Here is a 25,333-nt window from a genome sequence, read left to right on the forward strand (position 1 = left end):
GTTATAGCGTTGGGGATCCACCTCTTCCCATTCCGAACAGAGAAGTTAAGCCCAACCACGTCGATGGTACTGCGTAAAAGTGGGAGAGTAGATAACCGCCGTTTTTGTCAGGTCGAAAGACTGAATGCTAGAAAGGAGTTAGTTCGAAAGAACTGACTCCTTTTCTGGTTTTATACTCTATTGAGCCTCTCAGAGGGGAAGACTGGATCTATTTCTTCTTACGAATTAACTTCTTTCTTATAATAATCTAATCTCTTTCCCGTTTTAATATACATTGAGAATGAATGTATAATTATGAGCAGTATATATGATTCCCGGCAACGGTTGAAGTATCTTTTTATATTAATAGCTACATTGATCGCAATTGTTTCGGTGTTTGTATCTGACCAGATCGTAAAAAGTCTGGCACAGGAAGAGCGGCAGAAAGTTGAAATTTGGGCAGAGGCGCAACGTATGATCGCTTCTGAAACAAATGGTTCCAATATGGCACTTATCCTGAAGATTATACAGAGTAATACTACTATTCCTGTATTATGGTGCAACGAGAAGGATAGTGTCATGGATCAGAAGAATATCGAACTTCCGGAAAAGGATCTCGACAGTTTCCTGAAAGTAAAAGTCCGGGAATTGAAAAGTAAGAATCCGCCGATCTTGATTGATATGCAGGATGGGACTTTCCAATATCTTTATTACGACGACTCGATCATCTTAAAAAGACTTCTTATTTATCCTTATGCACAATTGGCTGTTGTCTTTATTTTTATTCTGATTGCTTTTCTGGCATTGGCAAGCACGAAGAAAGCCGAACAAAATAAAGTTTGGGTCGGATTATCGAAGGAAACAGCCCATCAGTTGGGTACGCCTATTTCTTCTTTGATCGCCTGGGTAGAATATCTTCGAACGAAGGAAATCGATCCTTCTCTGTTGCGTGAGATGGAAAAGGATGTAAAGCGTTTAGAGATGATAGCGGAGCGTTTTTCAAAGATCGGATCAAATCCTGATCCAGCTCCGGTAAATATCTGTAATTCGATTCAAACAGCCTTAAATTATATGGAAACGCGTATATCCTCGAAAGTAAAGATATATACGCATCTTCCGGAAAATCCGGTATTGGTTTTGATGAATGACTCTTTGTTTGCCTGGGTAATTGAGAATCTAACCAAGAATGCGGTAGATGCAATGGAAGGCCAAGGGGAAATAACATACCAGGTAGAAGAGCGCGAAAAGACTGTTCGGATCGACATTACCGATTCGGGAAAAGGTATTCCTAAATCGAAATATAAGACGGTGTTTAATCCTGGGTATACGACAAAGAAACGCGGATGGGGACTAGGTTTGTCGCTGGTCAAGCGTATCATTGAATCCTATCATGGCGGTAAGATATTCGTGAAGAGTTCGGAGGTCGGTAAAGGCACGACATTTCGTATAGAGCTTCGTAAATATAGAGGCTAAATAATTCAATAATAAAAAATAACTGTAAAGGTGTTGCATTTGTGTTTAGTTTTTTCGTACCTTTGCAAGGTTTTTACACTAAAAGGCTTTGGGGAAATTTAAATTATATAACGTAGATTTGAAAAATCTCGCTCCAGGAGTACACGAATTCGAGTATTTACTGGAGAACAAGTTTTTTGTGGACATTGACGGAGACGAAGTCCAGAAGGGCAAAGTCAAGGTTCACCTGACGGTGAAACGTACGTCAGTGGCTTTTGAAATGAACTTTCAGATTGAAGGTGTAGCAATCGTTCCGTGCGACAGATGTCTGGACGATATGGAGATTCCGGTTGATACCCATAATCGCTTGGTTGTGAAGTTCGGCAAAGAATATGCCGAAGAAAGCGACGAGGTAGTAGTAATACCAGAAGAGGAAGGTGCCATCAATCTGGCATGGTTTCTTTATGAGTTTATTGCATTGGCGGTACCGATGAAGCATGTTCATGCTCCGGGAAAATGCAATAAAGCTATGTCGTCGAAGCTCAAGAAGCACACATCCAGAAGTACAGATGATGGAGATGATGATTACGAAGAAGAGGAAATGGACGATGTTTCCATGGATAATGACGTAAGCGATAATTCTGATCCTCGCTGGGATGCCCTGAAAGGTTTAATAGAGAATGATAACAATTAAATAAATTAAAACATGGCACATCCTAAAAGAAGACAAGGTAAGACAAGAACAGCCAAGAGAAGAACTCATGACAAGGCTGTCACTCCAACAATGGCTATTTGCCCGAACTGCGGCGCATGGCATATTTATCACACTGTATGTGGCGAATGTGGCTACTACAGAGGTAAGTTAGCTATCGTAAAAGAAGCAGCTGTGTAAGTTTGTCACTATCATATTGATTTTGATAAACGAAAGAAATAGCCCTAAAAATATTTTTAGGGCTAATTTTTTAATTGGGATATAGTCTCTATTATTTTTTAAGTTATGGATAAATTAAATGCGGTTATAACAGGTGTAGGAGGATACGTTCCCGAAGATGTGTTGACAAATGAAGATATCTCTAAATTGGTCGATACAACGGATGAATGGATCATGACGCGTGTTGGCATCAAAGAACGCAGAATATTGAAAGGTGAAGGGGTAGGAACTTCTTACATGGGCATTCGTGCTGTGAAGCAACTGCTCGAAAAGACACAAGTAAATCCTGAAGAGATCGAAGTGATCCTGACTGCAACAACTACAGCCGACCATCATTTCCCAACAACTTCTTCAATCATCGCTTATCATACCGGATGCAAGAATGCAATGACTTTCGATTTGCAGGGCGCTTGTGCCGGATTTTTGTATGGATTGGAGACCGGTGCGAACTATATTCGTTCGGGACGTTACAAGAAAGTGATCGTAGTTTCAGGTGATAAAATGACCTCGATTACCGATTATCAGGACCGTTCGACCTGTCCTCTGTTCGGTGATGCCTGTGGTGCAGTCTTGTTGGAACCGACGACGGAAGAAGTCGGCGTTATGGATACGATTTTACGCACAGATGGAGTTGGATATTCTCACCTGATTATGAAGTCCGGTGGTTCGGCCTATCCTTCCAGCCACGAAACGGTGGATAACCGTGAACATTTCGTCCTGCAGGATGGTAAATATGTATTCAAATATGCTGTTTCGTATATGGCCGATGTGGCAGCAGAGATAGCAGAAAAAAATAAATTGACTCACGACGATATTACCTGGATCGTGCCTCACCAGGCTAATCTACGCATTATCGATGCGACAGCCAAACGTCTGGGTGTGGATATGGAGAAAGTTATGATCAATATCCAGAAATACGGAAATACAAGCGCCGGAACAATTCCTATCTGTCTTTGGGAGTGGGAAGACAAGTTGAAGAAAGGAGACAACCTGATCCTGGCAGCGTTTGGAGCAGGCTTTACCTGGGGTGCAATTTATCTTAAATGGGGTTATGATGGAAAACAAGCATAAGTCCGGTTTTGTTAATATTGTCGGTAATCCGAACGTAGGAAAGTCTACGCTGATGAACCGTCTGGTGGGAGAACGTATCTCCATCATCACGGCAAAGGCACAGACTACCCGTCACCGTATCATGGGGATTGTGAATACCGACGATATGCAGATCGTGTATTCAGACACGCCGGGAGTCCTGCATCCGAATTATAAGTTGCAGGAATCTATGCTGAATTTTTCAGAGTCGGCGTTAGGTGATGCCGACGTGTTACTCTATGTGACCGATGTCGTTGAGACAATCGATAAAAACGAAGACTTCCTCAAGCGGGTGCAGTCGGTAGAGTATCCGGTCCTGTTGCTTATCAATAAGATCGATACCAGCAACCAGGCTGAGCTTGAAAAGATCGTAGCCCACTGGAAAGAAGTGCTTCCGAAAGCAGAGATCATTCCGATCTCAGCGCTTTCGAACTTTAATATTGATTATGTAAAGCAAAGGGTAGAGGCGTTGATGCCCGAATCCCCTCCTTATTTTGAAAAAGACGCGCTTACCGACAAGCCGGCCCGTTTCTTTGTTACAGAGATCATTCGTGAGAAGATCCTGTTGTATTACCAGAAAGAAATACCGTATGCGGTGGAAGTCGTAGTCGAGCTGTTTAAGGAAGAGGAAGAACTGATACACATCAAGGCCCTGATCATGGTAGAACGCGATTCCCAGAAGGGGATCATCATCGGACATCAGGGGCAGGCACTGAAAAAAGTAGGTGCCATGGCCCGCAAGGATATCGAGAAATTTTTCGGTAAGAAGGTATTCCTGGAAATGTTTGTCAAGGTCGAGAAAGACTGGCGCAACAGGGATAACATCTTGAAGAGTTTCGGTTATCAGCTGGATTAATAACAGCATACAGAAAAGAGATTTATGGGAAATATTGTAGCAATAGTTGGTAGGCCCAACGTAGGAAAGTCCACCCTGTTCAATCGTCTGACACAATCGCGTCAGGCCATTGTAAATGAGGAAGCAGGTACAACCCGCGACCGTCAGTACGGCAAAGTGGACTGGATTGGTAAAGAGTTTTCGCTGATTGACACCGGCGGATGGGTAATTAATTCGGATGATGTTTTTGAAGAAGAGATAAATAAACAAGTACAGGTCGCTTTGGATGAAGCGGACGTGATATTGTTCGTGGTAGATGTACTGAACGGTATTACAGACCTGGATGAAGAGGTCGCTAAAATACTGCGCCGCAATAAAAAACCGGTTATTATAGTAGCCAACAAAGCGGATAACTTTGAAATGCATGCTGCTTCAGCCGAGTTCTATTCATTCGGTCTGGGCGATCCTTTCTGTGTATCGGCTATCAACGGGTCTAACACTGGCGACTTGCTGGACAAGATCGTGGAGATCCTTCCGGAAGACAAGAATGAAGAATTAGAAGAAGAGTTGCCCCGTATTGCTGTTATCGGTCGTCCGAATGCAGGTAAATCTTCTTTGATCAATGCGTTTATCGGTGAAGACCGTCATATCGTAACCGATATTGCCGGAACGACCCGCGACTCGATCTATACCAAATACAATAAATTCGGCCAAAATTTCTATCTGGTAGATACAGCCGGTATTCGTAAGAAAGGAAAGGTGAATGAAGACCTGGAATACTATTCGGTGATCCGTTCGATCCGTGCCATTGAAAACGCAGATGTCTGTGTATTGATGGTGGATGCGACGCGTGGTATCGAAAGCCAGGACCTGAACATCTTCTCCCTGGTTCAGAAGAATAAAAAAGGGTTGGTTGTATGTGTAAACAAATGGGATCTGGTGGAAGATAAAAGCCAGAAGGTGATCGAAAGCTACACGAATGCGATCCGCGAACGTCTGGCGCCGTTTACCGATTTTCCCATCCTGTTTATCTCGGCGCTGACCAAGCAACGTATCCTGAAAGTGCTCGAAACCGCCCGTGATGTGTACGAAAACCGCAAGAAACGTATCCCGACAGCCAAGCTGAACGAGATCATGTTGCCGATCATCGAGAATTATCCGCCCCCGGCATGGAAAGGAAAGTATATCAAGATCAAATACATCACCCAGCTTCCGGCCGGACAGGTTCCGTCATTCGTGTTTTTTGCCAACCTGCCGCAATGGATTAAGGAACCTTACAAACGCTTTCTGGAGAATAAGATCCGCGATAACTGGGATTTCACGGGGACACCGATTAATATTTTCATTCGCGAGAAATAATTATCAGATACTAAAAAGTTGCTTTCTGAATAGGAAAGCGACTTTTTTTATATTTAGAACAGATCGGCATGTGTCCCGGTATTTTTCACGTCTTCCAAAGCCTCGTCCAGCCCAGTTTTCTTCTGCGTTTTCACCTTACCTTCCAAGGCTTTGATGAATTTCTTCAACGTATCGGCATATTTTTCCGGAATGGTCACTTCGAATGTCTTGAATGATGTTGTTGTTTCCATATTGCTCTATTTTAGGACATTCTATTGCAAATATACGGAATAAAACACGATCTTTGTGGACACATAATGAATTTATCCGGTAATAAATAACACTAGCAGAACCGAAAAGCTAAAAACAGAGTAGGGAATAATATTAAACTTTACTGATATGTTTACACCACACATGACCGAAGAAGAGTTGCAGGCAGCCGCTTATAAAGACTTTCTGGAGATGCGGATAAAAGTGAAGATCGCTTTCGAGCAATTTATTTACCGTATGAGGTTCACAGGAGGAAAACGAGGAGTCCTCCATTCGCTGTTCGAAGAAAAAAAGGTATCGACCAAATCAAAAAATACCTGGCATGTCATTTTTGTGAATCTCGGTTATACTCCTCAAGGAGAATTTATGGCAGGTTGTTTCATATATATACCTTTGTACCGGGGTGAGGAGGTGGACTATCTTTTCATCAATAATCTTGAGAATTTTGTACTGCAAAAGCTTTCAACCCATTTTTTGATGCGCTACAAGGAACGGTATCTCGAAAGCAACGGGATAAATCTGCGAGGCTCGCATCCGGCTTTATATTATATGCTGCATAACCAGGACAATACACTGACTTATTACATGCCCGAAAAATGGACCGAGAAGGAAATGGAAGAGAAAGGTTTCATGATCTCGCAACAGGGATTGTCGCTGGTTCGGTTCAACAAAAAACTGATCACCTATATCACTTTCCTCGATCAGGAGAACCTGAGCCGTTATAAAGCGATGGTCTATGAAGAAGAAGCTTTATGGAGAGACCTAAGCAGTACGGAAAATCCGAAACTTACATTAGAATTGAAACAGGCTCTGTATATGAAGCATTGCCGTAATCCAGAAAAGACGAAAGCAATCTTGCGAAGGTATCTGCTGCGAACCTCTGTCAGGGAAGATATGACGGAAGATGTACTGGAAAATATCTGGGGGTATTTTGAACAGATTATAGAACAAACCTTGGCTATCGACAATCTTGAGAAGCTGGAGGCTGCTGAAGCGGCACGTTGTAGGCTGCCGGATTTGGGGCGCTATTTGAAACAAATTAAAAGAATGCATCCTTTTCAGATACCTTCTTTGCGACAATAATATAACAACCGGTGAAGAAGGGCGGGCAGACCCCGCCCTTACGGTCGAACCTGCCTGTTCCATTGTGACGGCGCCTGTAAGGGCGGTTCGCGAACCGCCTCTACCAACGACACTACATTCAAATTTGGCAAAAAGTGTGTCATATCAATTCCGTCACGGGTTATTTATATACAAAAGCCGGTGTGTCATTCTGATTGACACACCGGCTTTCGATTATTTTATGAAAAGCAATTTATCAGAACGAATTCAACACTTTACCTAACTCATTCACCATCTCGGCTGCCGATTTCTGTGTTTCAGCCAGACCTTCCGGTGTAAACATGGCAACCGTTTTGTTCAGCTTATCCAGTTTGCCGCCTTTCAGTTCTTCGCGGAGGATACGGATTTTTTCTGCATCCTGAAGACCTTCAACGAGACGTTCGAAACGGATACTGCTGCGGGGACCCGGGTAGATACTGTAAGTATCGCCGGCTGCCCAGGAGCGGAAACGGGAGTCGCGCAACGGATCGGCTGTCCAGCTGTTGACTGCCCAACGCAGGTAACCGTCATAACCTCCGGCAACTGCATGCAGGATCGTCCACGGTGCTTCGGCCGGATCGGAGAAGGTAAATGTATTCGGGAAGGCTTCCGAGCAACAGGTGTAAACCGTGCTGATCTGGCCTTTGCGGTCGCGTTCGGCTTTCACGTCTTCCGGAAACTTATTGCCGTACGGAATACTCAGGTAATAAAGGTCGCCCTGTATCTCTTTATGATAATTGCCGGCCAGCGTGATCTTAAATTCAGGGTCGGCTTGCTTGATCACCTTGATGGCCTCTTGCATGGCATCCAACGGACGTTCGTCCATCGAGATAGCTGTCTTTTCGAACCAGCCTTTAGCACGCAGGTGGCGCGAGAAATCTTTCAGGAAAGAACCCCAGTAATCAGCATATTCGGCATCACCCGGTTTTGCTTCGATGAACTGGACGCGGTTGGTTGCCTGATCGAAATAGTCGAAACTAAGTGCCCACGGGATCATGGTGTAGCAGCTGATCAGGTCGTTGATACCCACTTCGTTCATCATAAATTCCACCCATTTGTCGAATATCGTATAATCGAATTCCCAGCTGCCGTCAAGCTTCTTCATGCGGAATACCATGCTGTCGAAATGATCTTCCGTCTGTCCGGCCCACGGTTTGTGCATGATACTGGTGGTGATGGCACGCTGTCCGGCATTCGCCAGCATCTTCATAACCGGACGCATCAGGTCGAAATGCTCTTTGCTCCAGAGAGGAACGTTGTAGAAACGGGCAACAGAGTACGGGTTCTGCCACAAGTCCAGATGGAATTTCCAGTCTTTCGGTTCCGGTAGGGTACGGTTCAATACATCTATCTCCACTTGCAAATTCATTGGCTGGAAGTTCTTACCTTCAACGGTCAGAGTTCCTTTATATTTTCCGGCACGGGCATCCGACGGAACCCATACGTTCATCCAGATCGGCTGGGTGGTACGGGCGGCAATGTCGCGTATCTTTACAATATCCAACACATCGGCAACGACGGAAGAGTCCCATTCCGCTTTGTCGGGGCGATGTCCGCAACCGCCTTTACGATCTTTGTTCAATTCATCGGTCATGACGTAGCGCACGAAGTTCGTCGTAATGGCAGATGCCGGGATAACGGATGAACCGTTTTTCAGGTCGCTGACCGTGATGGTCGCATCCGACAGATCGTTGGTTGTCCACAACACAGCCTGGGCATTGACGCGTTCGCCTTTCCAGGCTTTTGTCTGCCAGCGGGAGTTTTTTGTAACGGTCGGGATACTCAGTTTCGGGTAACGAACATCTGTACTTGCCCAGCTTAATTGCGTAGGAGTTGTAATTTTATTCCATACAGCCTCACTGTCGTGTGGCTTGGTGTCGGTCAGTTCGGTGTAATCTGTGATTTTGTCAGATTGCTGTGCGTAACAAACCGGGCCGAGCGTAAGCAAGGCGCAGAGAATAAGAGAGTTTTTCATGTATAACTATGTTTTAAAAAGTTTTATCGGGGATAAAGATAAAAAAATTATACGATCCTGTTGTAATGGCAGAATAATAAATTGCCTTCGTCGTCATACAGGTGCATGCCGTTCCCTTCGCAATACCTGAACATTTTACAGTCGGCACATTGCCCTTTGCGTGTCCATTCGCGGTTGCGGTAGGGCTTGAACTCATTGTTCCATACGTCGATGAATTTATCTTTATAGATATTTCCCTGGTGGAAATTGGCGCGGATGCTCGGACAGCCTGAAATGCTGCCGTCTGCCAGTACAGAGGCCGTATTGATCCCGGCGTTGCACTGGAAGATCGAGTCGCGTACTTCTGCCTCGTAATTACCCAGGAATCCTTCGCAGCCATAGCTGACGTGGATTTGTCCTTCCTTGCGGCAATAACGGATGAAGTTGAGCATCCAGGTGAACTGCTCGTTGCTGAGTTGCAGTTCCGGCACTTCGGCGGCGCGTCCGACGGGAAAGATGGTGAACAGACGCCACCTTTTTACGCCCATCTCGACCAGGAACTCTTTGAATAGTTTCAGGTCCTTGAAGTTTTGCTGGTTCACGCAGGTGACGATATCCCAGACGATCTCTTTTTCTTCGGCCAACATACAGATGGCATTGACGGCATTCTCGAAGCTCTTCGGATGACGTCGCAACCAGTTGTGTGCTTCCTCGAAGCCGTCGAGGCTGATCGTTGCCGAGTGCAGCCCGGAAGCTAATAGGGAGTCCAGCCGTTCGCGGGTAAGCAACAGGCCGTTCGAGACAATCCCCCAGGGATAGCCTCGGTTGTATAATTCCAGTCCGCAGGTTTCAATATCTTTGCGAACGAGGGCTTCCCCACCGGTGAATATAACCAATACTTTGTTGGGGTCGACATGAGGGGTAATATCGTCTATTACTTTCAGAAAATCTTCCATCGGCATATCTTTCATGTCGGCCGATACGTGGCAATCGCTGCCGCAATGACGGCAGGAAGCATTGCAACGAAGCGTACATTCCCAAAAGAGTGTGCGTAGTTCGTGTAGTTTGGCCCTGTTTTTACGTATACTTCGAAAGAGTTCCAGAGCTATGCGTTTACGAAATCCGGGGCGTTTATCCATTATTTTTCAGTGTTAATCTGTTTGTCCATTATGATTGTAACTAAGACTAAATACAAAAGTAGAGAAAATACTGCACAGGTTGTCCTTTATCGGCTATAAATTATTGCAGCATTGTCTGTACCTATACTTAATTTGTTTATTTGTTTCTGTTTTATTCTTTTACGGCCTGTTTCATTGTGATGGTGACCTCTTTGGTGGCCTTACCATAATACCAGTTACCATTTGCACCTTTCAAATCTTCCTTTTTGAAGGCTATTTCCGTTTCTTTGTCTTCGAATAAACCACCGTTGGCTTCCCCGTTGATATCTTTTGTTTTAATTTTGAATGTGATGTCTTCCCCGAAAGAAGTAACCGCAGGTTTAATATCGAACTCTCCGGATTTGTTTGTGGTTACCGTATCTCCCCACATGTATTCGTTGGCTTCAAACGGTGCAGGGATAACCACTTGTATGTTAGGGATGGCGGCTCCTTTGTCGTTTACCACTTTCCCTTTTATTTCATATTCGGCATAAGGGCATCCGTATTCATCTTCACCCCCGCATGAGGTGACCGAAAACCCCAGAAGCGTGAGTAATCCTGCCAATATTCTATTTGTAAAGGTCAGGAAAAAGTGATTTGTTCCGTTCATATCTGTATTGCTTTTTTATTGTATAATCATATATCTAATAGATGCAAAGATAACCAGAAACGTTGCACCACCTGTTTTTTATGAGTAACTTGCGCACCAAATCCAATCGACTAAATAAACATGAAAGATTTTATACGCGTATTACGGCGTTTTGTGCCTCCTTATAAGAAGCATCTGGTATGGGCTGTCTTATTGAATATATTGTCAGCCATATTAAATGTTTTTTCTTTTCTGACATTAGTACCTATCCTGCAGATACTTTTCAAACTGAATAACAAAGCCTTTGAGTTTATCCCCTGGGATACGGCAGGTGTGAGCCTTAAAGAAATTCTGTACAATAATTGTTACTATTATATTTCGGAAATGATCGGTTTCTATGGTCCGAGTCTGGCTTTACTTCTCCTCGGAATATTCCTGGCTTCGATGACGCTGTTGAAAACCGGTACTTATTTCCTGTCGTCAGCCGTAATGATTCCTATCCGAACGGGAGTAGTGCGCGATATAAGGAATCAATTGTATAAAAAGATATTGTATCTGCCTTTAGGTTTTTTCTCCGAAGAGCGGAAAGGGGATATACTGGCCCGTATCAGTGGTGACGTACAGGAAATAGAGAATTCTATTATGAGTTCGTTGGATATGCTGTTTAAGAACCCTATCCTTATTCTTGTTTATTTCGGAACATTGATCGCCGTGAGCTGGCAGTTAACTCTTTTTACCATCATTGTCCTTCCGTTGATGGGATGGGTAATGGGAACGGTCGGAAAGAAATTGAAGCGGAAGTCAATGGAGGCTCAGAATCAGTGGAGCGACCTTATGTCGCAGGTAGAGGAGACGTTAGGTGGTTTGCGTATTATCAAAGCATTCAATGCTGAGAATAAGATGGATCAGCGTTTTATCAATGCCGATAATGCTTACCGTAACACGATCAGCCGTGTTAACACCCGCCAACAGCTGGCCCATCCGATGAGTGAATTTCTGGGAACCGTATTGATCGTTATCGTCCTTTGGTTTGGGGGGACGTTGATATTGAACAATAATTCGACGATCGATGCTCCTTCTTTCATCTTTTATCTGGTTATATTATATAATGTGATCAATCCGTTGAAGGAATTTTCGAAAGCTAGTTATAATATCCCTAAAGGATTAGCCTCTATGGAACGTGTGGATAAGATTCTGCAAACGGTAAGTACGATTCAGAATCCGGTAACCCCGCAACCGATCCACTTGAATGAATCGATCAGATATAATAATGTTTGGTTTAAATATCAGAATGAGTGGGTATTGAAAAATGTAACACTGGAAATCCCCAAAGGAAAAACAGTTGCTTTGGTCGGGCAATCCGGCTCAGGAAAGAGTACACTCGTGGATTTATTGCCCCGTTTTTATGATGTGGAGAAAGGAAGTATTACTATTGATGAAACTGACGTTCGTGATACCTCCCTCTACGACCTCCGTAGCCTGATGGGGAATGTAAACCAGGAAGCGATTCTCTTTAACGATACCTTCTTCAATAATATCTCTTTCGGTGTGGAAGGTGCTACGTTGGAACAAGTACAGGAAGCTGCCCGTATCGCGAATGCCCATGAGTTTATCATGGCAAGCGAAGATGGCTATAATACGAATATCGGTGACCGTGGCGGAAAGCTATCCGGCGGTCAGCGCCAACGTATCAGTATAGCCCGTGCGATCCTGAAGAATCCGCCGATCCTGATCCTGGATGAAGCGACGTCGGCCCTGGATACCGAGTCGGAACGCCTGGTGCAGGATGCTCTCGAGAACCTGATGCGTAACAGGACAACCGTAGTGATTGCCCACCGTCTCTCTACCATCCGCAATGCCGATGAGATTTGCGTGATGCATGAAGGAGAAATCGTGGAGCGCGGCCGCCATGAAGAGTTGTTAGCATTGAACGGTTATTATAAGAGACTATGTGATATGCAAAGTTTCTGATCCGGTTTAAAAGACATATTTTATTTATAATACTATGAATTCAATTCGATTAAAGGAGATAGGGCGAAAAATATTCCGTCCCTATATCGCTGCCTTGTTACTTTTGCTGGCAGCCTGCGATATGCCGGACGTAAAAACCGGTAATAAACTCGCTTATCATTTTGATGAACCAGCCCGTATCTGGGAAGAAACATTGCCTTTGGGTAATGGACGATTGGGAATGATGCCCGATGGCGGCGTCAGTAAGGAAAACATCCTATTGAACGAAATCTCCATGTGGTCGGGAAGTAAACAGGATACGGATAACCCGCAGGCAGTCATGTCGCTGGCTGCTATTCGCCGTCTGCTTTTCGAAGGCCGTAACGATGAAGCACAGGAACTGATGTACCGCACATTTGTTTGTGGTGGAGCCGGTAGCGGACAGGGCCAGGGAGCGAAAGTCCCTTATGGCAGTTACCAATTATTGGGAAACCTGATACTTGATTATACGTATAATAACGAGGCTGACTCTATCGCCGCCTACCGTCGTGAGCTCGATCTGAACAATGCCATTGCTTCGACATCTTTTCGCAAAGGGAAAGTGAATTATAGCCGTGAAGTTTTTACCTCTTTCTCCGGCGACCTGGGTATCATTCATTTACAGGCAGACGCTGATAAAGCATTGAACTTTCGGATAGGAATGAACCGTCCGGAATATTATTCCGTATCGACCGACGGTAAAGACCTGTTGATGAGAGGACAGTTGTTCGACGGTGTGGATACGCTCGAAATGAAAGGGATCAAATATGAAGCACGTGTACGGGTTGTTCTGCCTAAAGGCGGTTCCCTTACAGCGGGAGACAGTTCGCTGAGTGTTCAGAATGCTTCCGAAGCCATCTTGTTGGTCAGCATGGCTACAAGTTATAAGAATGAAGGTTTTGCAGATCAGTTATTCTCCCTATTGGCAGAATCTGAAAGAAAAGATTATTCGACATTAAGAAAAGAACATATCAATGCTTACCGTGCTTTATTCGACCGGGTGGACCTGGATCTGGGACGTACCGAAAAGGATAATCTGCCGATCGATAAGCGTTTGCAGGCATTTCAGGAAGACCATAACGACCCGTCCCTGGGAGCCCTTTATTTCCAGTTCGGCCGTTATCTATTGATTTCGTCGACCCGTCCGGGTTCGTTGCCTCCCAACCTGCAAGGGGTATGGTGTAACACGATCAATACGCCCTGGAACGGCGACTATCATCTGAACATCAATTTCCAGATGAATCACTGGCCGGCAGAAGTGACCAATTTGTCGGAACTGCATATGCCGATGATCGAATGGACAAAACAACAGGTGGAAAGCGGCGAACGCACAGCCAAAGTATTCTACAATGCCCGTGGTTGGGTGACGCATATACTGGGTAATGTATGGGAATTTACCGCACCGGGCGAACATCCCTCGTGGGGCGCAACCAATACTTCTGCAGCCTGGCTCTGTGAACATCTGTTCACTCATTATCAATACACCAAAGACAAAGAATATCTGAAAGACGTCTATCCGGTGATGAAAGGGGCGGCCCTTTTCTTTACCGATATGCTGGTGCGTGATCCGCGGAACAATTATCTGGTCACTGCCCCGACCACTTCCCCGGAAAACGGTTATCGCATGCCGAACGGCAGTGTCGTAAATATCTGTGCCGGTTCGACTATGGATAATCAGATCGTACGCGAACTGTTTACCAACACGATAGAAGCGGCTACCATACTGGGTGTCGATTCTGCATTTTGTAAGGAATTGGCCGACAAACGTTCGCGCCTGATGCCGACAACGATCGGAAAAGACGGACGTATCCTGGAATGGCTCGAACCCTATGAGGAGGCAGAACCTACCCATCGTCACGTATCCCACTTATATGGCCTTTATCCGGGAAATGAGATTTCCCTGGAACATACACCGGAACTGGCGGAAGCTGCCCGTAAGACCCTTGAAGTGCGTGGCGATAAGAGTACAGGCTGGTCGATGGCCTGGAAGATCAATTTCTGGGCTCGTCTTCACGATGGCGACCATGCCTATAAGTTGCTGGTAGACCTGCTTCGTCCTTGTGTGGAAAAGACGACCAATATGGTCAATGGCGGTGGATCTTATCCGAACTTGTTCTGTGCACATCCCCCGTTCCAGATTGATGGTAATTACGGTGGTTGTGCAGGTATCGCCGAGATGCTGGTACAGAGCCAGACCGGACGTATCGAATTGCTCCCGGCTTTACCTTCAGCCTGGCAGACCGGTAGTTTTAAAGGCCTGAAAGTACAGGGTGGAGGTGAAGTCTCCGCCAAATGGGCAGAAGGGCAGTTGACGGAAGCCGGATTGAAAGCGGTCGTTCCCGGCACATTCAGTATCAAGTTGCCGGCTTATTCGGAAAATATGAGTATCAAGATGAATCAGAAAGCAGTTTCCCTACCTGTTATCGACGGCATGCTGACAGTCGATATGAAGGAAGGGGATTCGTTGTTGCTACAATTTTAGAACAGAGGTATCTTATAAACAAACCCAACGGAAAGGCGTCCGGTGTTCTCTGAGAAGGCATCGAGCGCCTTTGCTCTTTCTGTCAGGCTGTAGGCCCGTCCGGTGCCGGTGAGGAAGAGGTGCAGGTTGTCGTCGCCCATCGGATAAAATTCTACTCCTCCCTGATATCCCCAGGCAGTACGGTATTTACCGGATTCATACAGATTGTTCGTTTTGTAGACAGAGGCTGTTTCATACATTCCTTTTATAAATAGATTCCATTTCGGATGAATCTGATAGTTCAGGCGAGCTACCAGAGAGAGATAGCTGGTATTTGCAATCGAACTTCCCGATTCTTCCTCTTCCGGTTCAAACTGCTCCGCCAACAAACCTGGCGGGTCTATTTTCCCCCTTGTATACATCACATCGAAATAACCGAGGAATTTGCCGGATTCCACCTGCTGTCCGGCCCACATCATCCACATCCATTCCCCTTTGGCCTGCTGCCCGGCAGTGACGGAGTAACGCAGAGACAACAACTCATCCAGATAACTGCTGTTCCATCCGATATTATAGAAGGAAGGGGATTTCCTGCGGTTATCGTTGCCGTTGGTCACCTGCAGGCAAAGCTCCTGTGTCTCTGCCGGCTCATAGCTGATGCCGATACCGGTGAAATAGCAATCCATCCATTCGTTCATATCGCTGTAATCGTATATCTTATAAGCATACTCGTCGTATTCGAAGCCTCCCCAGGCTGCATCCTGTTTACCGGCTGTCACAGAGAACTTATCCGATAACCGGAAGTTTACCCAGGCATTCTCGATATAGGAGCCGAAGCCATTGGCCCGTACCCATTCGTTCTGGTAGCAGAGTACTTGCCGGTAGGCATAGGAAAGCCAGGGTGTGACGGTACCTGTGGCTTCCACCTTGAAGCTGTTGAGTGAAAAGCGGTCGCGTTCGGCCTCTCCGGAAAGTGCCTCGTTATAAGATCCATGCGTCTCGAGAGAAAGTTTAAAAACTTCCGTTTTGTTGGGAATCAATGTTTGAGAAGTTGCAGTAAAGGCTGTTCCCGCCAGAAGGGCTGACAGATAGAGTACTGTTAGTCGTTTCATGAATCTTTTATGTTTGTTGATTTGGGAACAAAGATATAAAGAAAATGAATAATTGACTCCGGATCATGTCGGTTGTCTGCTCGACAATGCTTTCCGGCTGTCGGAAAATCTCCCCAACATCTCACAGAGGCTTTCCGATTGTCGGAAAAACGCTAATGCGTCTTTTTTAAGCTTTCCGGTTATCGGGAAAGTGCTAATGCGTCTTATTTGAGCTTTCCGATAGTCGGAAAAACGGTAATGCATCTTTTTAAAGATTTCCGACTATCGGAAAAATGCCAATGCGTCTTTTTTGAGCTTTCCGGCTATCGGGAAAGTGCTAATGCGTCTTTTTTTAGCTTTCCGATTGTCGGAAACATACAAACCTTATTTATGCCTATTTTAATTTTCTGTTTTTCCGATATGCTTCATTACTTTAGCATCCAGATAGAAGATCAGCTCTTCAGCGATATTCGTACAATGGTCGCCGAAGCGTTCCATCTTACGGATCACACCTGCCATATAAAGTCCGACCAGGGCGCTTCCCGGATGTTTCTCGATATAGTCGGCAATGATCTTGGTCGAGTTATGGTTGATCTCGTCGATCAGGTTGTCTTTGAGGAAAATGCGGGAGGCTATTTCCGAACTTTCTTTTTCGAAGGCTTCCTGGCTGAGACTGAGCATGCTGAGCAGTTCTTTCAGCATTTCTTCCACCCGTGTCTCTTTGATCAGTTGCGGATCGACGGGGGCACCTTCCGGCAGGTTACCGGCAAAACGGGCGATGCTTTCGGCAAAGTCACCCAGACGTTCCAGGTTCGTATTGATTTTGTACATGGCAAGAACGAAACGCAGGTCGACGGCGACGGGAGCGTAAAGGGCGATGATATCTTCGCAATCGCTGTCTATCTTCAACTCGAAAGCGTTCACACGACGTTCCCGGCTGATTACTTTATAAGCCAGTTCTTTATCTCCGGTAAGCATCGCTTCGCCGGCATTATATAACTGTTGATGGACAAGAGCCCACATTTCGCTGATACTGTTTTTTAAGGAGGCAATCTCCTGATCTATCACTTTCATATATATATAATCTTTTAATTTTCAATTACCCGAACCTTCCCGTAATATAGTTCTGAGTCGACTCCTTCTCCGGATTGGTGAATATCTTCCGTGTATTATCGAACTCGATCAGTTCGCCCAGATAAAAATACCCCGTTTTGTCGCTCACACGAGCTGCTTGCTGCATATTATGAGTAACGATCACGATCGTATATTCGCTTTTGAGCTCGTGTATCAGATCTTCGATCTTGCTGGTGGAAATCGGATCGAGGGCCGAAGTCGGTTCATCCATCAAAAGAATTGAGGGGGAGATCGCCAATGCACGGGCAATACACAGGCGTTGCTGCTGACCGCCGGATAATGCGAAGGCCGACTCTTTCAGTTTGTCTTTTACCTCATCCCAGAGAACTACCTGTTTAAGAGTCTTGACAACTGTCTCTTCGATATATTCGTTGTCGTTTATTCCGTTTACACGTAGTCCGTAGGCAACGTTTTCGAAGATCGTTTTAGGGAAAGGGTTCGGTTTCTGGAATACCATACCTACGTTCTTACGGAGTTGGTCCACTTTCTCTCCCTTATCATAAATGTTGCGGTTGTCGATCTGGATATTGCCGGTCATACGGGTATCGGGGATCAGGTCGTTCATACGGTTGAACAATCGCAGGAAGGTGGACTTACCGCAGCCCGACGGCCCGATAAAGGCAACGGAGGTGTTTGCTTCAATTTGCATCGAGATATTCTTTAAGGCATGGAAGTCGCCATAATAGAAATCCACGTTACGGGCATCAATCTTTATCATATTCTTTTGTTGTTTTTTTATTGTTGTAGTTGTAATATACCGGTTAGTTCATCTTTACTTTCTTTGCGAAATACTTTCTCAGTGCATTGGCAAGTAAGTTGACAACTAACACGATTGCGATCAGGACCAATGCTGTTCCGTAGGCCATTCCACGGGATGCTTCGATGTCCGTACCACTGGTTGAGATTACATACAGATGGTAAGGCAATGCCATACACTGGTCGAAGATACTTTCCGGCAGCTGAGGCAGGAAGTAGGCAGCTACGGTGAACAGGATAGGAGCTGTCTCTCCCGATACACGTCCCACCGACAGGATCAGCCCGGTAATGATATTCGGAAAAGCCATCGGGAGTACCACGCGCCAGATAGTCTGTAATTTGGTAGCCCCTAGTGCCAGACTCCCGTGACGGAAGGAGTCGTCAATACTTTTCAAAGCTTCCTCCGTGGTACGGATAATCAGCGGCAACGACATTAGTGCCAGTGTGAATGAACCGGCAATGATCGAGTCTCCCCATCCGAGCGTGACAACGAACAGAGACATACCGAACAAACCGAACACCACTGAAGGGACACCGCTCAGATTGTTTGTCATGATACGTATGAAACGCGTCAGTTTCCCGTTTGTCGCATATTCATTCATATAAATACCGCTCATGATCCCGATCGGAAAGCTGATCAGGCTGCTACCCAGTACCAGGTAAAGCGTACCGATGATAGCGGGATAGATCCCTCCGGCAGTCATTCCTTCTGCGGGAGCTTTCGTGAGAAAATCCCAACTGATTACTTTACCTCCCTTTATAATGATAAATCCGAGGATAAGGAAAAGAATAACGACGACCAGATAGCTAAGGAGCGTAAATATGCCGAACGCCAGCTTCTGTGAAGTCCGTTTTTTTATATCGATATTGCCTGGTTTAAGAATAGGTGCCATAACTTATTTAGATTTTTCTTTTGGATGAAATATATTCTACCGTGATACTTAATATCAATGTGATAATGAACAAAACGGCTCCCAGCAGGAACAAAGCCTGATAATGAGCGCCTCCGGCCGGAGCTTCTCCCAGTTCGGCAGCGATCGTGGCAGGGATGGTTCGTACCGGTTCAAAGAACGAGGTCGGTATGACTGCGGCATTCCCTGTTACCATCAGTACGGCCATTGTTTCGCCGATAGCCCGGCCGATACCGAGAACAACCGCTGAGGTGATACCCGAAATGGAGTAGGGAATGATTACCTTATAAATTGTCTGCCATTGGGTGGCTCCTAATGCGAGGCTAGCCTCTTTCATTGCTCGTGGTGTGGTGCGCATGGCATCTTCGGCAACAGTGATAATGGTCGGCAATGCCATGATAGCCAGAACGACACTACCGGCAAAAGCTGTTTCTCCGACCGGAAGGTCCAGTCCTTTTTGTATCAACGGGACAATTACCGCTAATCCGAAAAAGCCGTATACAACGGAAGGGATACCTGCCAGAAGTTCGATAACCGGTTTGAGTATTTCCCGGGTGCGTTTGTTGGCTATTTCTGCCAGGTAGATAGCAACTGCTATACCGAAAGGTAAAGAAAGAACGATTGCTCCGATGCTGACCAACAAGGTTCCCAATAATAAAGGAATCAATCCGAAGATTGGAGCTGGTGCTGAGGTCGGGTACCATTTTGTTCCGGCAAAGAAATCGGAGAGTGAGATCTTTTCTTCCGGGAGGACTGTCCCGTCAAAAGACTCAGCCAGATATTGTTGAGGGAAGAAAGCAATTATTCCCGGTTCTTTACCGACCAGTTCACTGATCTTTTCGGGGACATACTGGAATTCGTCACCCAGTTCTTCCTCACTGTAATACTGTGTCAGATCGGAAAAACGGAAAACAAGGATTTCTTCATCTTTGCCGTTCACCTCTTTCCAGTTGGTTATCTTGGCATCGAAAATATCCATGATCGTTTCCGGTGAAAGATGACTTACGTCATTCCCCTTATTCACAGCAAGTACATATCCTTCTTCAACTACCGGACTGCTGAAAAGACCGGATGCTTCTTTAAAAAGAAAAAAGACAATCAATAGGATCGTGAAACTGGTTATACTTCCACTGATCAGGAGTCCTCCTTCTACAATTTTTTCAAAAAACTTTCTCACGTCATTTACCTGTTTGTTCTGAGTGCAAAGTAAGGTAACATGTATTAAGATGGGATTAAGGCCGTTTGAAGTAAATATTACATTGATATTTCAAACGTGTTACGAGTAAAAGAAAGCCGCTAATATTCTGTGTTTTTAGTGTTTTTCATAAAGCGATGTCGTTTTTTAGAATATAAACCAGTATATTTGCCACAAACTTAAAAACTTAATAACCTATTTTTATCATGAATAAATTACTCTCTTATGGCGTGTTCGCGGCCACAATTTTACTCTCGGCCTGTGATTCACAGCCAAAACAAGAACCTATCGCTGATGTTATCGACCGGGGTCTGAAAGCCTCTACAGAACAAGCCCTTCTAATGGCTAAAGATCTGGAAAATCAGGAAGGTCGTCTACCTAAAGCGGTTAATAAAGAAGGTACACTCGAAACCAGCGATTATTCCTGGTGGTGTAGCGGTTTCTTCCCTGGAGAATTATGGTATCTTTATGAAAACAACCCGACTCCCGAATTGAAGAAATATGCAGAAATGTATACCGATCGCGTGGAAGAAGTGAAGAATATTACTTATAGTCATGATGTCGGCTTTATGTTGTATTGCAGTTATGGTAATGGTTATCGCCTGACCGGCAAACCGGAATATAAGGACGTGATGCTGACGGGGGCAAATTCGCTGGCTACCCGTTTTGATGACCGGGTGGGCGCGATCCGTTCCTGGGACTTTAATAAGAACATCTGGCAGTTCCCGGTTATTATAGATAATATGATGAACCTCGAATTTTTCAGCTGGGCGTCGAAAGCATCCGGTGACGACCGTTTCCGTAAGATGGCTATCTCCCATGCAGATAAAACAATGAACAATCATTTTCGTGACGATTATAGCTGTTATCATGTCGTATCTTACGATACGATAACGGGGGTTCCTCATAAGAAACAAACCCATCAGGGAGCAGCCGACGAATCGGCATGGGCCCGTGGCCAGGCTTGGGCATTATATGGATTTACCATGATGGCCCGCGAAACCGGTAAACCGGAATACTTGAACCAGGCTAAACATGTTGCTGCATTTATCATGAACCATCCGAATATGCCGGCAGATAAGGTGCCGTATTGGGACTTCGACGCTCCGGGTATTCCTGACGTTCCGAGAGATGCTTCGGCTGCCGCTATCATGGCTTCTGCCCTGATCGAACTGAGCCAGCTGGATAAGAGTGAAGAGGCAAAGAATTATCTGGATTTTGCAGAACAACAGGTGCGCTCGTTGACCAGTCCTGAATATTTGGCAGCTAAAGGTACAAACTGCAATTTTGCCTTGATGCATTCAACCGGCCATTTCCCCGGAAACAGTGAAGTGGATGTTCCTTTGAGCTATGCCGATTATTATTATGTAGAGGCATTGATGCGTTTAAAAAAACTGACTGAAAAATAAATACCATGACTAATCTATTAAAAACAACAGTCATTTTAGTATGTAGCCTGTGTTTCTCCCTGGCGGGAAAAGCGCAGCAGGACGGTACGCTGGATCGTGCCTTTTGGGTGGAAACCTTAACCCGTATTGCCGACCCGGTGTTGACAAACCTGAGTAACAATACACTGAAGAAGAATATGCCTTACGAATCTCTGTCGAAAGACAGAAGCGATTTCTCTCATCTGGAAGCTGTCGGTCGCCTGATCTGCGGTATTGCTCCCTGGTTGGAACTGGGACCTGACAATACACCGGAAGGACAATTGCGCGATAAATATATCCGCCTGACCGTAAAAGGTTTGAAGAATGCTGTAAATCCCGACTCGCCCGACTATCTGGTTTTTGGTAAACCTTATCAACCCCTGGTGGATGCTGCTTTCCTGGCACAGGGATTGCTGCGTGCTCCGAAACAGTTGTGGGGAAACCTCGACCCGCAGGCGAAAGAATGGATGATTACCGAATTGAAACGTAGCCGCAATATTAAACCCTGGGAAAACAACTGGTTGCTATTCGCATCTACGGTAGAAGCCGCTTTGCTTGAATTTACCGGTGAATGTGATATGGAGCGTCTAACCTATGGCGTTTACAAATTCCGTGATCAGTGGTATAAAGGGGATGCTTTGTATGGCGATGGCCCTGATTTCCACATGGACTATTATAACAGCTTCGTTATCCATCCGATGCTGACGGATGTATTGTTGGTTATGAAGAAGCATGCTATCGAGGGAGCTGATTTTGCAGAGACACAGTTGCCTCGTCATACCCGGTATGCGGAACAACTGGAACGATTTATCTCGCCGGAAGGTACTTTCCCTGTGGTAGGTCGTTCTATCGTATATCGCTTCGGAGCATTCCACGCACTGGCACAAGCCAGCCTGATGCATATACTGCCTGAACGGGTAAAACCGGCACAGGTACGTTGCGGCCTGACTGCCGTGATCCGTAATGTGATGAAGTCACCGAAAAACTTTGACGCGAACGGTTGGTTACGTGTAGGCTTCACCGGTGAACAAATCGATATGTCAGAGTCTTATATAAATACGGGGAGTGTATATCTTTGTGCAGTAGGTTTGTTGCCGCTGGGGTTACCGGCAACCGACGAGTTCTGGTCGGCTCCTTACACCGAATGGACGAATCTTCGTGCCTGGAACGGTGAAAGCGATGTGAAAGCCGATCATGCGCTTAAGTAATTGAAAATGGAGAATTGAAAATTAAAGATAGAATAAGAAGATGAAAACAAATTATGAATTGCGTTATGCTGCGCATCCGGAAGATGCAAAGCTGTACGATACCAAGCGTATTCGTCGGGATTTCCTGATCGAGACGGTTTTCGTACCGAATGAAGTGAATATGGTTTATTCCATGTACGACCGAATGATCGTAGGTGGTGCAATGCCTGTCGGCGAAGTATTGAAATTGGAAGCGATCGATCCGTTGAAAGCTCCTTATTTTCTAACGCGCCGTGAAATGGGTATTTTCAGTGTAGGCGGTCCCGGTATTGTGAAAGCCGGAGATGCTACATTCGAACTGGATTTTAAAGAAGCACTTTATCTGGGTTCGGGTGACCGTGAAGTAACTTTCGAAAGCAAGGACCCGAAGAATCCGGCTAAGTTCTACTTCAATTCTACCACGGCTCATCGTAACTATCCTGATAAGAAAGTGACGAAGGCGGATGCCGTTGTTGCCGCTATGGGTTCGCTGGAAATGTCGAACGACCGTAATATCAACAAGATGATCGTGAATCAGGTATTGCCCACCTGCCAGTTGCAGATGGGGATGACCGAACTGAAACCGGGTAGCGTATGGAACACGATGCCGGCACACGTTCACAGCCGTCGTATGGAAGCTTATTTCTATTTCGATATCCCTGAGGATCAGGCTATCTGCCACTTTATGGGTGAGGTAGATGAAACCCGTCATATCTGGATGAAAGGCGACCAGGCTGTTTTGTCTCCTGAATGGTCTATCCACAGTGCGGCTGCTACTCACAATTATACCTTTATCTGGGGTATGGGTGGTGAGAACCTCGATTATGGCGATCAGGATTTTTCTAAAATTACAGACTTAAAATAAATCGAGTACTAAAATGGTAAATTTCTCATTAGAAGGAAAAGTGGCACTTGTAACAGGTGCTTCTTACGGAATTGGTTTTGCATTGGCTACAGCCTTTGCCCAAGCTGGTGCAAAGATCGTTTTCAACGATATCAAACAGGAATTGGTAGATAAAGGTTTGGCTGCTTACAAAGCGGAAGGCATTGAGGCAAAAGGATATGTTTGTGATGTAACCAATGAAGAGCAGGTAAATATTATGGTTGCCCAGATCGAGAAAGAAGTAGGTGTGATCGATATCCTGGTAAATAATGCCGGTATTATCAAACGTATTCCGATGCATGAAATGTCGGCTGCCGAATTCCGTCAGGTGATCGATGTCGACCTGAACGCTCCGTTCATCGTTTCAAAAGCAGTTATCCCTTCCATGATCAAAAAAGGTCACGGAAAGATCATCAATATCTGTTCTATGATGAGCGAACTGGGACGTGAAACCGTTTCTGCTTATGCGGCTGCTAAGGGCGGTTTGAAGATGCTGACTCGTAATATCGCTTCCGAATACGGTCAATATAACATCCAGTGTAACGGTATCGGTCCGGGGTATATTGCTACTCCGCAGACAGCTCCGCTTCGTGAAACTCAACCGGACGGCTCACGTCATCCGTTCGATTCTTTCATTATCGCAAAGACACCGGCTGCCCGTTGGGGTACTCCGGAAGATTTGATGGGACCGGCTGTATTCCTCGCTTCTGATGCATCCGACTTCGTAAACGGACATGTGTTGTATGTTGACGGCGGTATCCTAGCTTATATCGGAAAACAACCCTGATAATTGGTTATAGTAAAGACAGTTGTCTTTATAGATAAAAAAGATTCCTTCCGGGAGAAATTCAGATTTCTTTCGGAAGGAATTTCATTTTCTACCGGATGGAACTAAAATCGGAATCCGATTATGTTATGATGATTATTATAAGATAATAATTGTCTTTGCGTAAAAAGGAAATTGTATGACACTGATCTTATTCCTTTACTTATTCCGAGTTGCTTTATCAATTACCGGAAAAACAAAAAGAATTGATGATTGCCATTTGCAAGGAAGGAAAAGCTACGGCTTTAACATCCGGGAAATTTTCCATAAATATAGCCTGCCGTCGAGTAGTTCCGTTCAATCGGCATTAAAAGGGTTGCTGGAGAAAGATTTTGTAACGAAGGAAGTGCCCTTTTATATGGTCTATGATCGTTTTTTTTCTTTGTGGCTGAAGCGTATGTAATAGCTGAATTTATTCAAACTTATTGAGTATATCAAAATGTCAATTCATCCCTTTTATGGTTGTTCTTAGTGTGTCCATGATTGGATCTGTTGAATTAAAAGCTGTTCAGTCGGGGTTGTGTGATGTTGTTATGTCGTAAAATTACTGATTGTTGTGTTGATATGATTTTGTTCATGATTTATATTTGTGAATATGTAATGAGTTTGTCTCTAATATGAATTTTATGACGTTTATATTTATTCTTGTTTTTGGGGTGAAATAGAAGGAAAAAACTGCTAAATAGCATGTTTTGATTCAAATTTCAATAGCTTTGCTGTATATTATTAACTATAATTA

At 45.0% G+C, this 25,333-nt stretch carries 22 protein-coding genes, 1 rRNA gene and 1 pseudogene; 15 read left to right on the plus strand and 9 right to left on the minus strand.

The window, feature by feature from the left end; genetic code table 11:
• The 7 genes from rrf to der all read left to right on the plus strand — a co-directional run.
• Positions 1-104, plus strand: a 5S ribosomal RNA gene (gene rrf, locus M1P97_RS20560); the annotation flags it as partial.
• Between the two features lie 190 nt (positions 105-294).
• Positions 295-1,452, plus strand: a complete 1,158-nt coding sequence (locus M1P97_RS20565) for a sensor histidine kinase (protein WP_249390068.1) — start codon at positions 295-297, stop codon at positions 1,450-1,452.
• 88 nt (positions 1,453-1,540) lie between these two features.
• Entirely contained in the window at positions 1,541-2,125 is a 585-nt protein-coding gene (locus M1P97_RS20570; protein WP_195373359.1) for a YceD family protein, read from the plus strand.
• Between the two features lie 12 nt (positions 2,126-2,137).
• A complete protein-coding gene (gene rpmF, locus M1P97_RS20575) occupies positions 2,138-2,323 on the plus strand; it encodes a 50S ribosomal protein L32 (RefSeq protein ID WP_081693462.1) in 186 nt (61 codons plus the stop codon).
• Between the two features lie 105 nt (positions 2,324-2,428).
• Positions 2,429-3,433 (plus strand): beta-ketoacyl-ACP synthase III, encoded by a 1,005-nt coding sequence (locus M1P97_RS20580; RefSeq protein ID WP_195373358.1) that lies wholly within the window; start codon positions 2,429-2,431, stop codon positions 3,431-3,433.
• A complete protein-coding gene (era, locus tag M1P97_RS20585) occupies positions 3,417-4,307 on the plus strand; it encodes a GTPase Era (protein ID WP_195373366.1) in 891 nt (296 codons plus the stop codon). Before M1P97_RS20580 ends, era begins: the two co-directional genes overlap by 17 nt.
• 24 nt (positions 4,308-4,331) lie before the next feature.
• Positions 4,332-5,645, plus strand: a complete 1,314-nt coding sequence (der, locus tag M1P97_RS20590) for a ribosome biogenesis GTPase Der (RefSeq protein WP_195373357.1) — start codon at positions 4,332-4,334, stop codon at positions 5,643-5,645.
• A 53-nt stretch (positions 5,646-5,698) separates the two neighbouring features.
• Here the strand turns inward: der and M1P97_RS20595 are convergent, their stop codons facing one another.
• On the minus strand, positions 5,699-5,875 hold the full coding sequence (locus tag M1P97_RS20595) for a hypothetical protein (protein WP_195373356.1): 177 nt from the start codon (positions 5,873-5,875) through the stop codon (positions 5,699-5,701).
• 148 nt (positions 5,876-6,023) lie between these two features.
• Between M1P97_RS20595 and M1P97_RS20600 the strand changes: the two genes are divergently transcribed.
• On the plus strand, positions 6,024-6,977 hold the full coding sequence (locus tag M1P97_RS20600) for a hypothetical protein (RefSeq protein WP_249390069.1): 954 nt from the start codon (positions 6,024-6,026) through the stop codon (positions 6,975-6,977).
• A gap of 235 nt (positions 6,978-7,212) precedes the next feature.
• On the opposite strand, the gene M1P97_RS20605 is transcribed toward M1P97_RS20600, so the two are convergent.
• The 3 genes from M1P97_RS20605 to M1P97_RS20615 all read right to left on the minus strand — a co-directional run bounded on the left by M1P97_RS20605 (position 7,213) and on the right by M1P97_RS20615 (position 10,716).
• Complete coding sequence (locus M1P97_RS20605; protein WP_249390070.1) at positions 7,213-8,970, minus strand: DUF4091 domain-containing protein; 1,758 nt, start codon at positions 8,968-8,970, stop codon at positions 7,213-7,215.
• 47 nt (positions 8,971-9,017) lie between these two features.
• The gene (locus tag M1P97_RS20610; protein ID WP_195373353.1) at positions 9,018-10,088 is read right to left on the minus strand and encodes a TIGR04133 family radical SAM/SPASM protein; all 1,071 of its coding nucleotides are present in this window, start codon (positions 10,086-10,088) and stop codon (positions 9,018-9,020) included.
• 151 nt (positions 10,089-10,239) lie between these two features.
• On the minus strand, positions 10,240-10,716 hold the full coding sequence (locus M1P97_RS20615) for a radical SAM-associated putative lipoprotein (RefSeq protein WP_249390071.1): 477 nt from the start codon (positions 10,714-10,716) through the stop codon (positions 10,240-10,242).
• A 120-nt stretch (positions 10,717-10,836) separates the two neighbouring features.
• Between M1P97_RS20615 and M1P97_RS20620 the strand changes: the two genes are divergently transcribed.
• Both M1P97_RS20620 and M1P97_RS20625 read left to right on the plus strand, forming a co-directional pair.
• On the plus strand, positions 10,837-12,666 hold the full coding sequence (locus M1P97_RS20620; RefSeq protein ID WP_249390072.1) for an ABC transporter ATP-binding protein: 1,830 nt from the start codon (positions 10,837-10,839) through the stop codon (positions 12,664-12,666).
• Between the two features lie 34 nt (positions 12,667-12,700).
• On the plus strand, positions 12,701-15,166 hold the full coding sequence (locus tag M1P97_RS20625; protein WP_249390073.1) for a glycoside hydrolase family 95 protein: 2,466 nt from the start codon (positions 12,701-12,703) through the stop codon (positions 15,164-15,166).
• Here the strand turns inward: M1P97_RS20625 and M1P97_RS20630 are convergent.
• The 5 genes from M1P97_RS20630 to pstC form a co-directional block, all read right to left on the minus strand.
• Positions 15,163-16,257, minus strand: a complete 1,095-nt coding sequence (locus M1P97_RS20630; RefSeq protein ID WP_249390074.1) for a porin — start codon at positions 16,255-16,257, stop codon at positions 15,163-15,165. The genes M1P97_RS20625 and M1P97_RS20630 overlap by 4 nt on opposite strands.
• Positions 16,258-16,635: 378 nt before the next feature.
• Positions 16,636-17,310, minus strand: coding sequence for a phosphate signaling complex protein PhoU (gene phoU / locus M1P97_RS20635; RefSeq protein WP_195373348.1), 675 nt, complete (start codon positions 17,308-17,310; stop codon positions 16,636-16,638).
• 25 nt (positions 17,311-17,335) lie between these two features.
• On the minus strand, positions 17,336-18,088 hold the full coding sequence (gene pstB, locus M1P97_RS20640; RefSeq protein WP_195373347.1) for a phosphate ABC transporter ATP-binding protein PstB: 753 nt from the start codon (positions 18,086-18,088) through the stop codon (positions 17,336-17,338).
• A 43-nt stretch (positions 18,089-18,131) separates the two neighbouring features.
• On the minus strand, positions 18,132-19,019 hold the full coding sequence (pstA, locus tag M1P97_RS20645) for a phosphate ABC transporter permease PstA (protein ID WP_195373346.1): 888 nt from the start codon (positions 19,017-19,019) through the stop codon (positions 18,132-18,134).
• A 7-nt stretch (positions 19,020-19,026) separates the two neighbouring features.
• Positions 19,027-20,214, minus strand: coding sequence for a phosphate ABC transporter permease subunit PstC (gene pstC / locus M1P97_RS20650; protein ID WP_249390075.1), 1,188 nt, complete (start codon positions 20,212-20,214; stop codon positions 19,027-19,029).
• A 224-nt stretch (positions 20,215-20,438) separates the two neighbouring features.
• On the opposite strand from pstC, the gene M1P97_RS20655 reads away from it, so the two are divergent.
• The 5 genes and pseudogenes from M1P97_RS20655 to M1P97_RS20675 all read left to right on the plus strand — a co-directional run.
• Positions 20,439-21,641 carry a glycoside hydrolase family 88 protein gene (locus M1P97_RS20655; RefSeq protein ID WP_195373344.1) on the plus strand — a complete coding sequence of 401 codons (1,203 nt, stop codon included), beginning with the start codon at positions 20,439-20,441 and terminating at the stop codon, positions 21,639-21,641.
• A gap of 5 nt (positions 21,642-21,646) precedes the next feature.
• Complete coding sequence (locus M1P97_RS20660; RefSeq protein WP_249390076.1) at positions 21,647-22,867, plus strand: DUF2264 domain-containing protein; 1,221 nt, start codon at positions 21,647-21,649, stop codon at positions 22,865-22,867.
• Between the two features lie 40 nt (positions 22,868-22,907).
• Positions 22,908-23,750 carry a 5-dehydro-4-deoxy-D-glucuronate isomerase gene (gene kduI / locus M1P97_RS20665; protein WP_195373342.1) on the plus strand — a complete coding sequence of 281 codons (843 nt, stop codon included), beginning with the start codon at positions 22,908-22,910 and terminating at the stop codon, positions 23,748-23,750.
• A gap of 13 nt (positions 23,751-23,763) precedes the next feature.
• On the plus strand, positions 23,764-24,555 hold the full coding sequence (locus M1P97_RS20670; protein WP_195373341.1) for a gluconate 5-dehydrogenase: 792 nt from the start codon (positions 23,764-23,766) through the stop codon (positions 24,553-24,555).
• Positions 24,556-24,743: 188 nt separating this feature from the next.
• A pseudogene (locus tag M1P97_RS20675) lies at positions 24,744-24,997 on the plus strand (ATPase); the annotation flags it as partial.
• Positions 24,998-25,333: the final 336 nt, after the last annotated feature.

The sequence above is a fragment of the Parabacteroides leei genome (genome assembly GCF_023369805.1).
GTDB lineage: Bacteria > Bacteroidota > Bacteroidia > Bacteroidales > Tannerellaceae > Parabacteroides > Parabacteroides leei.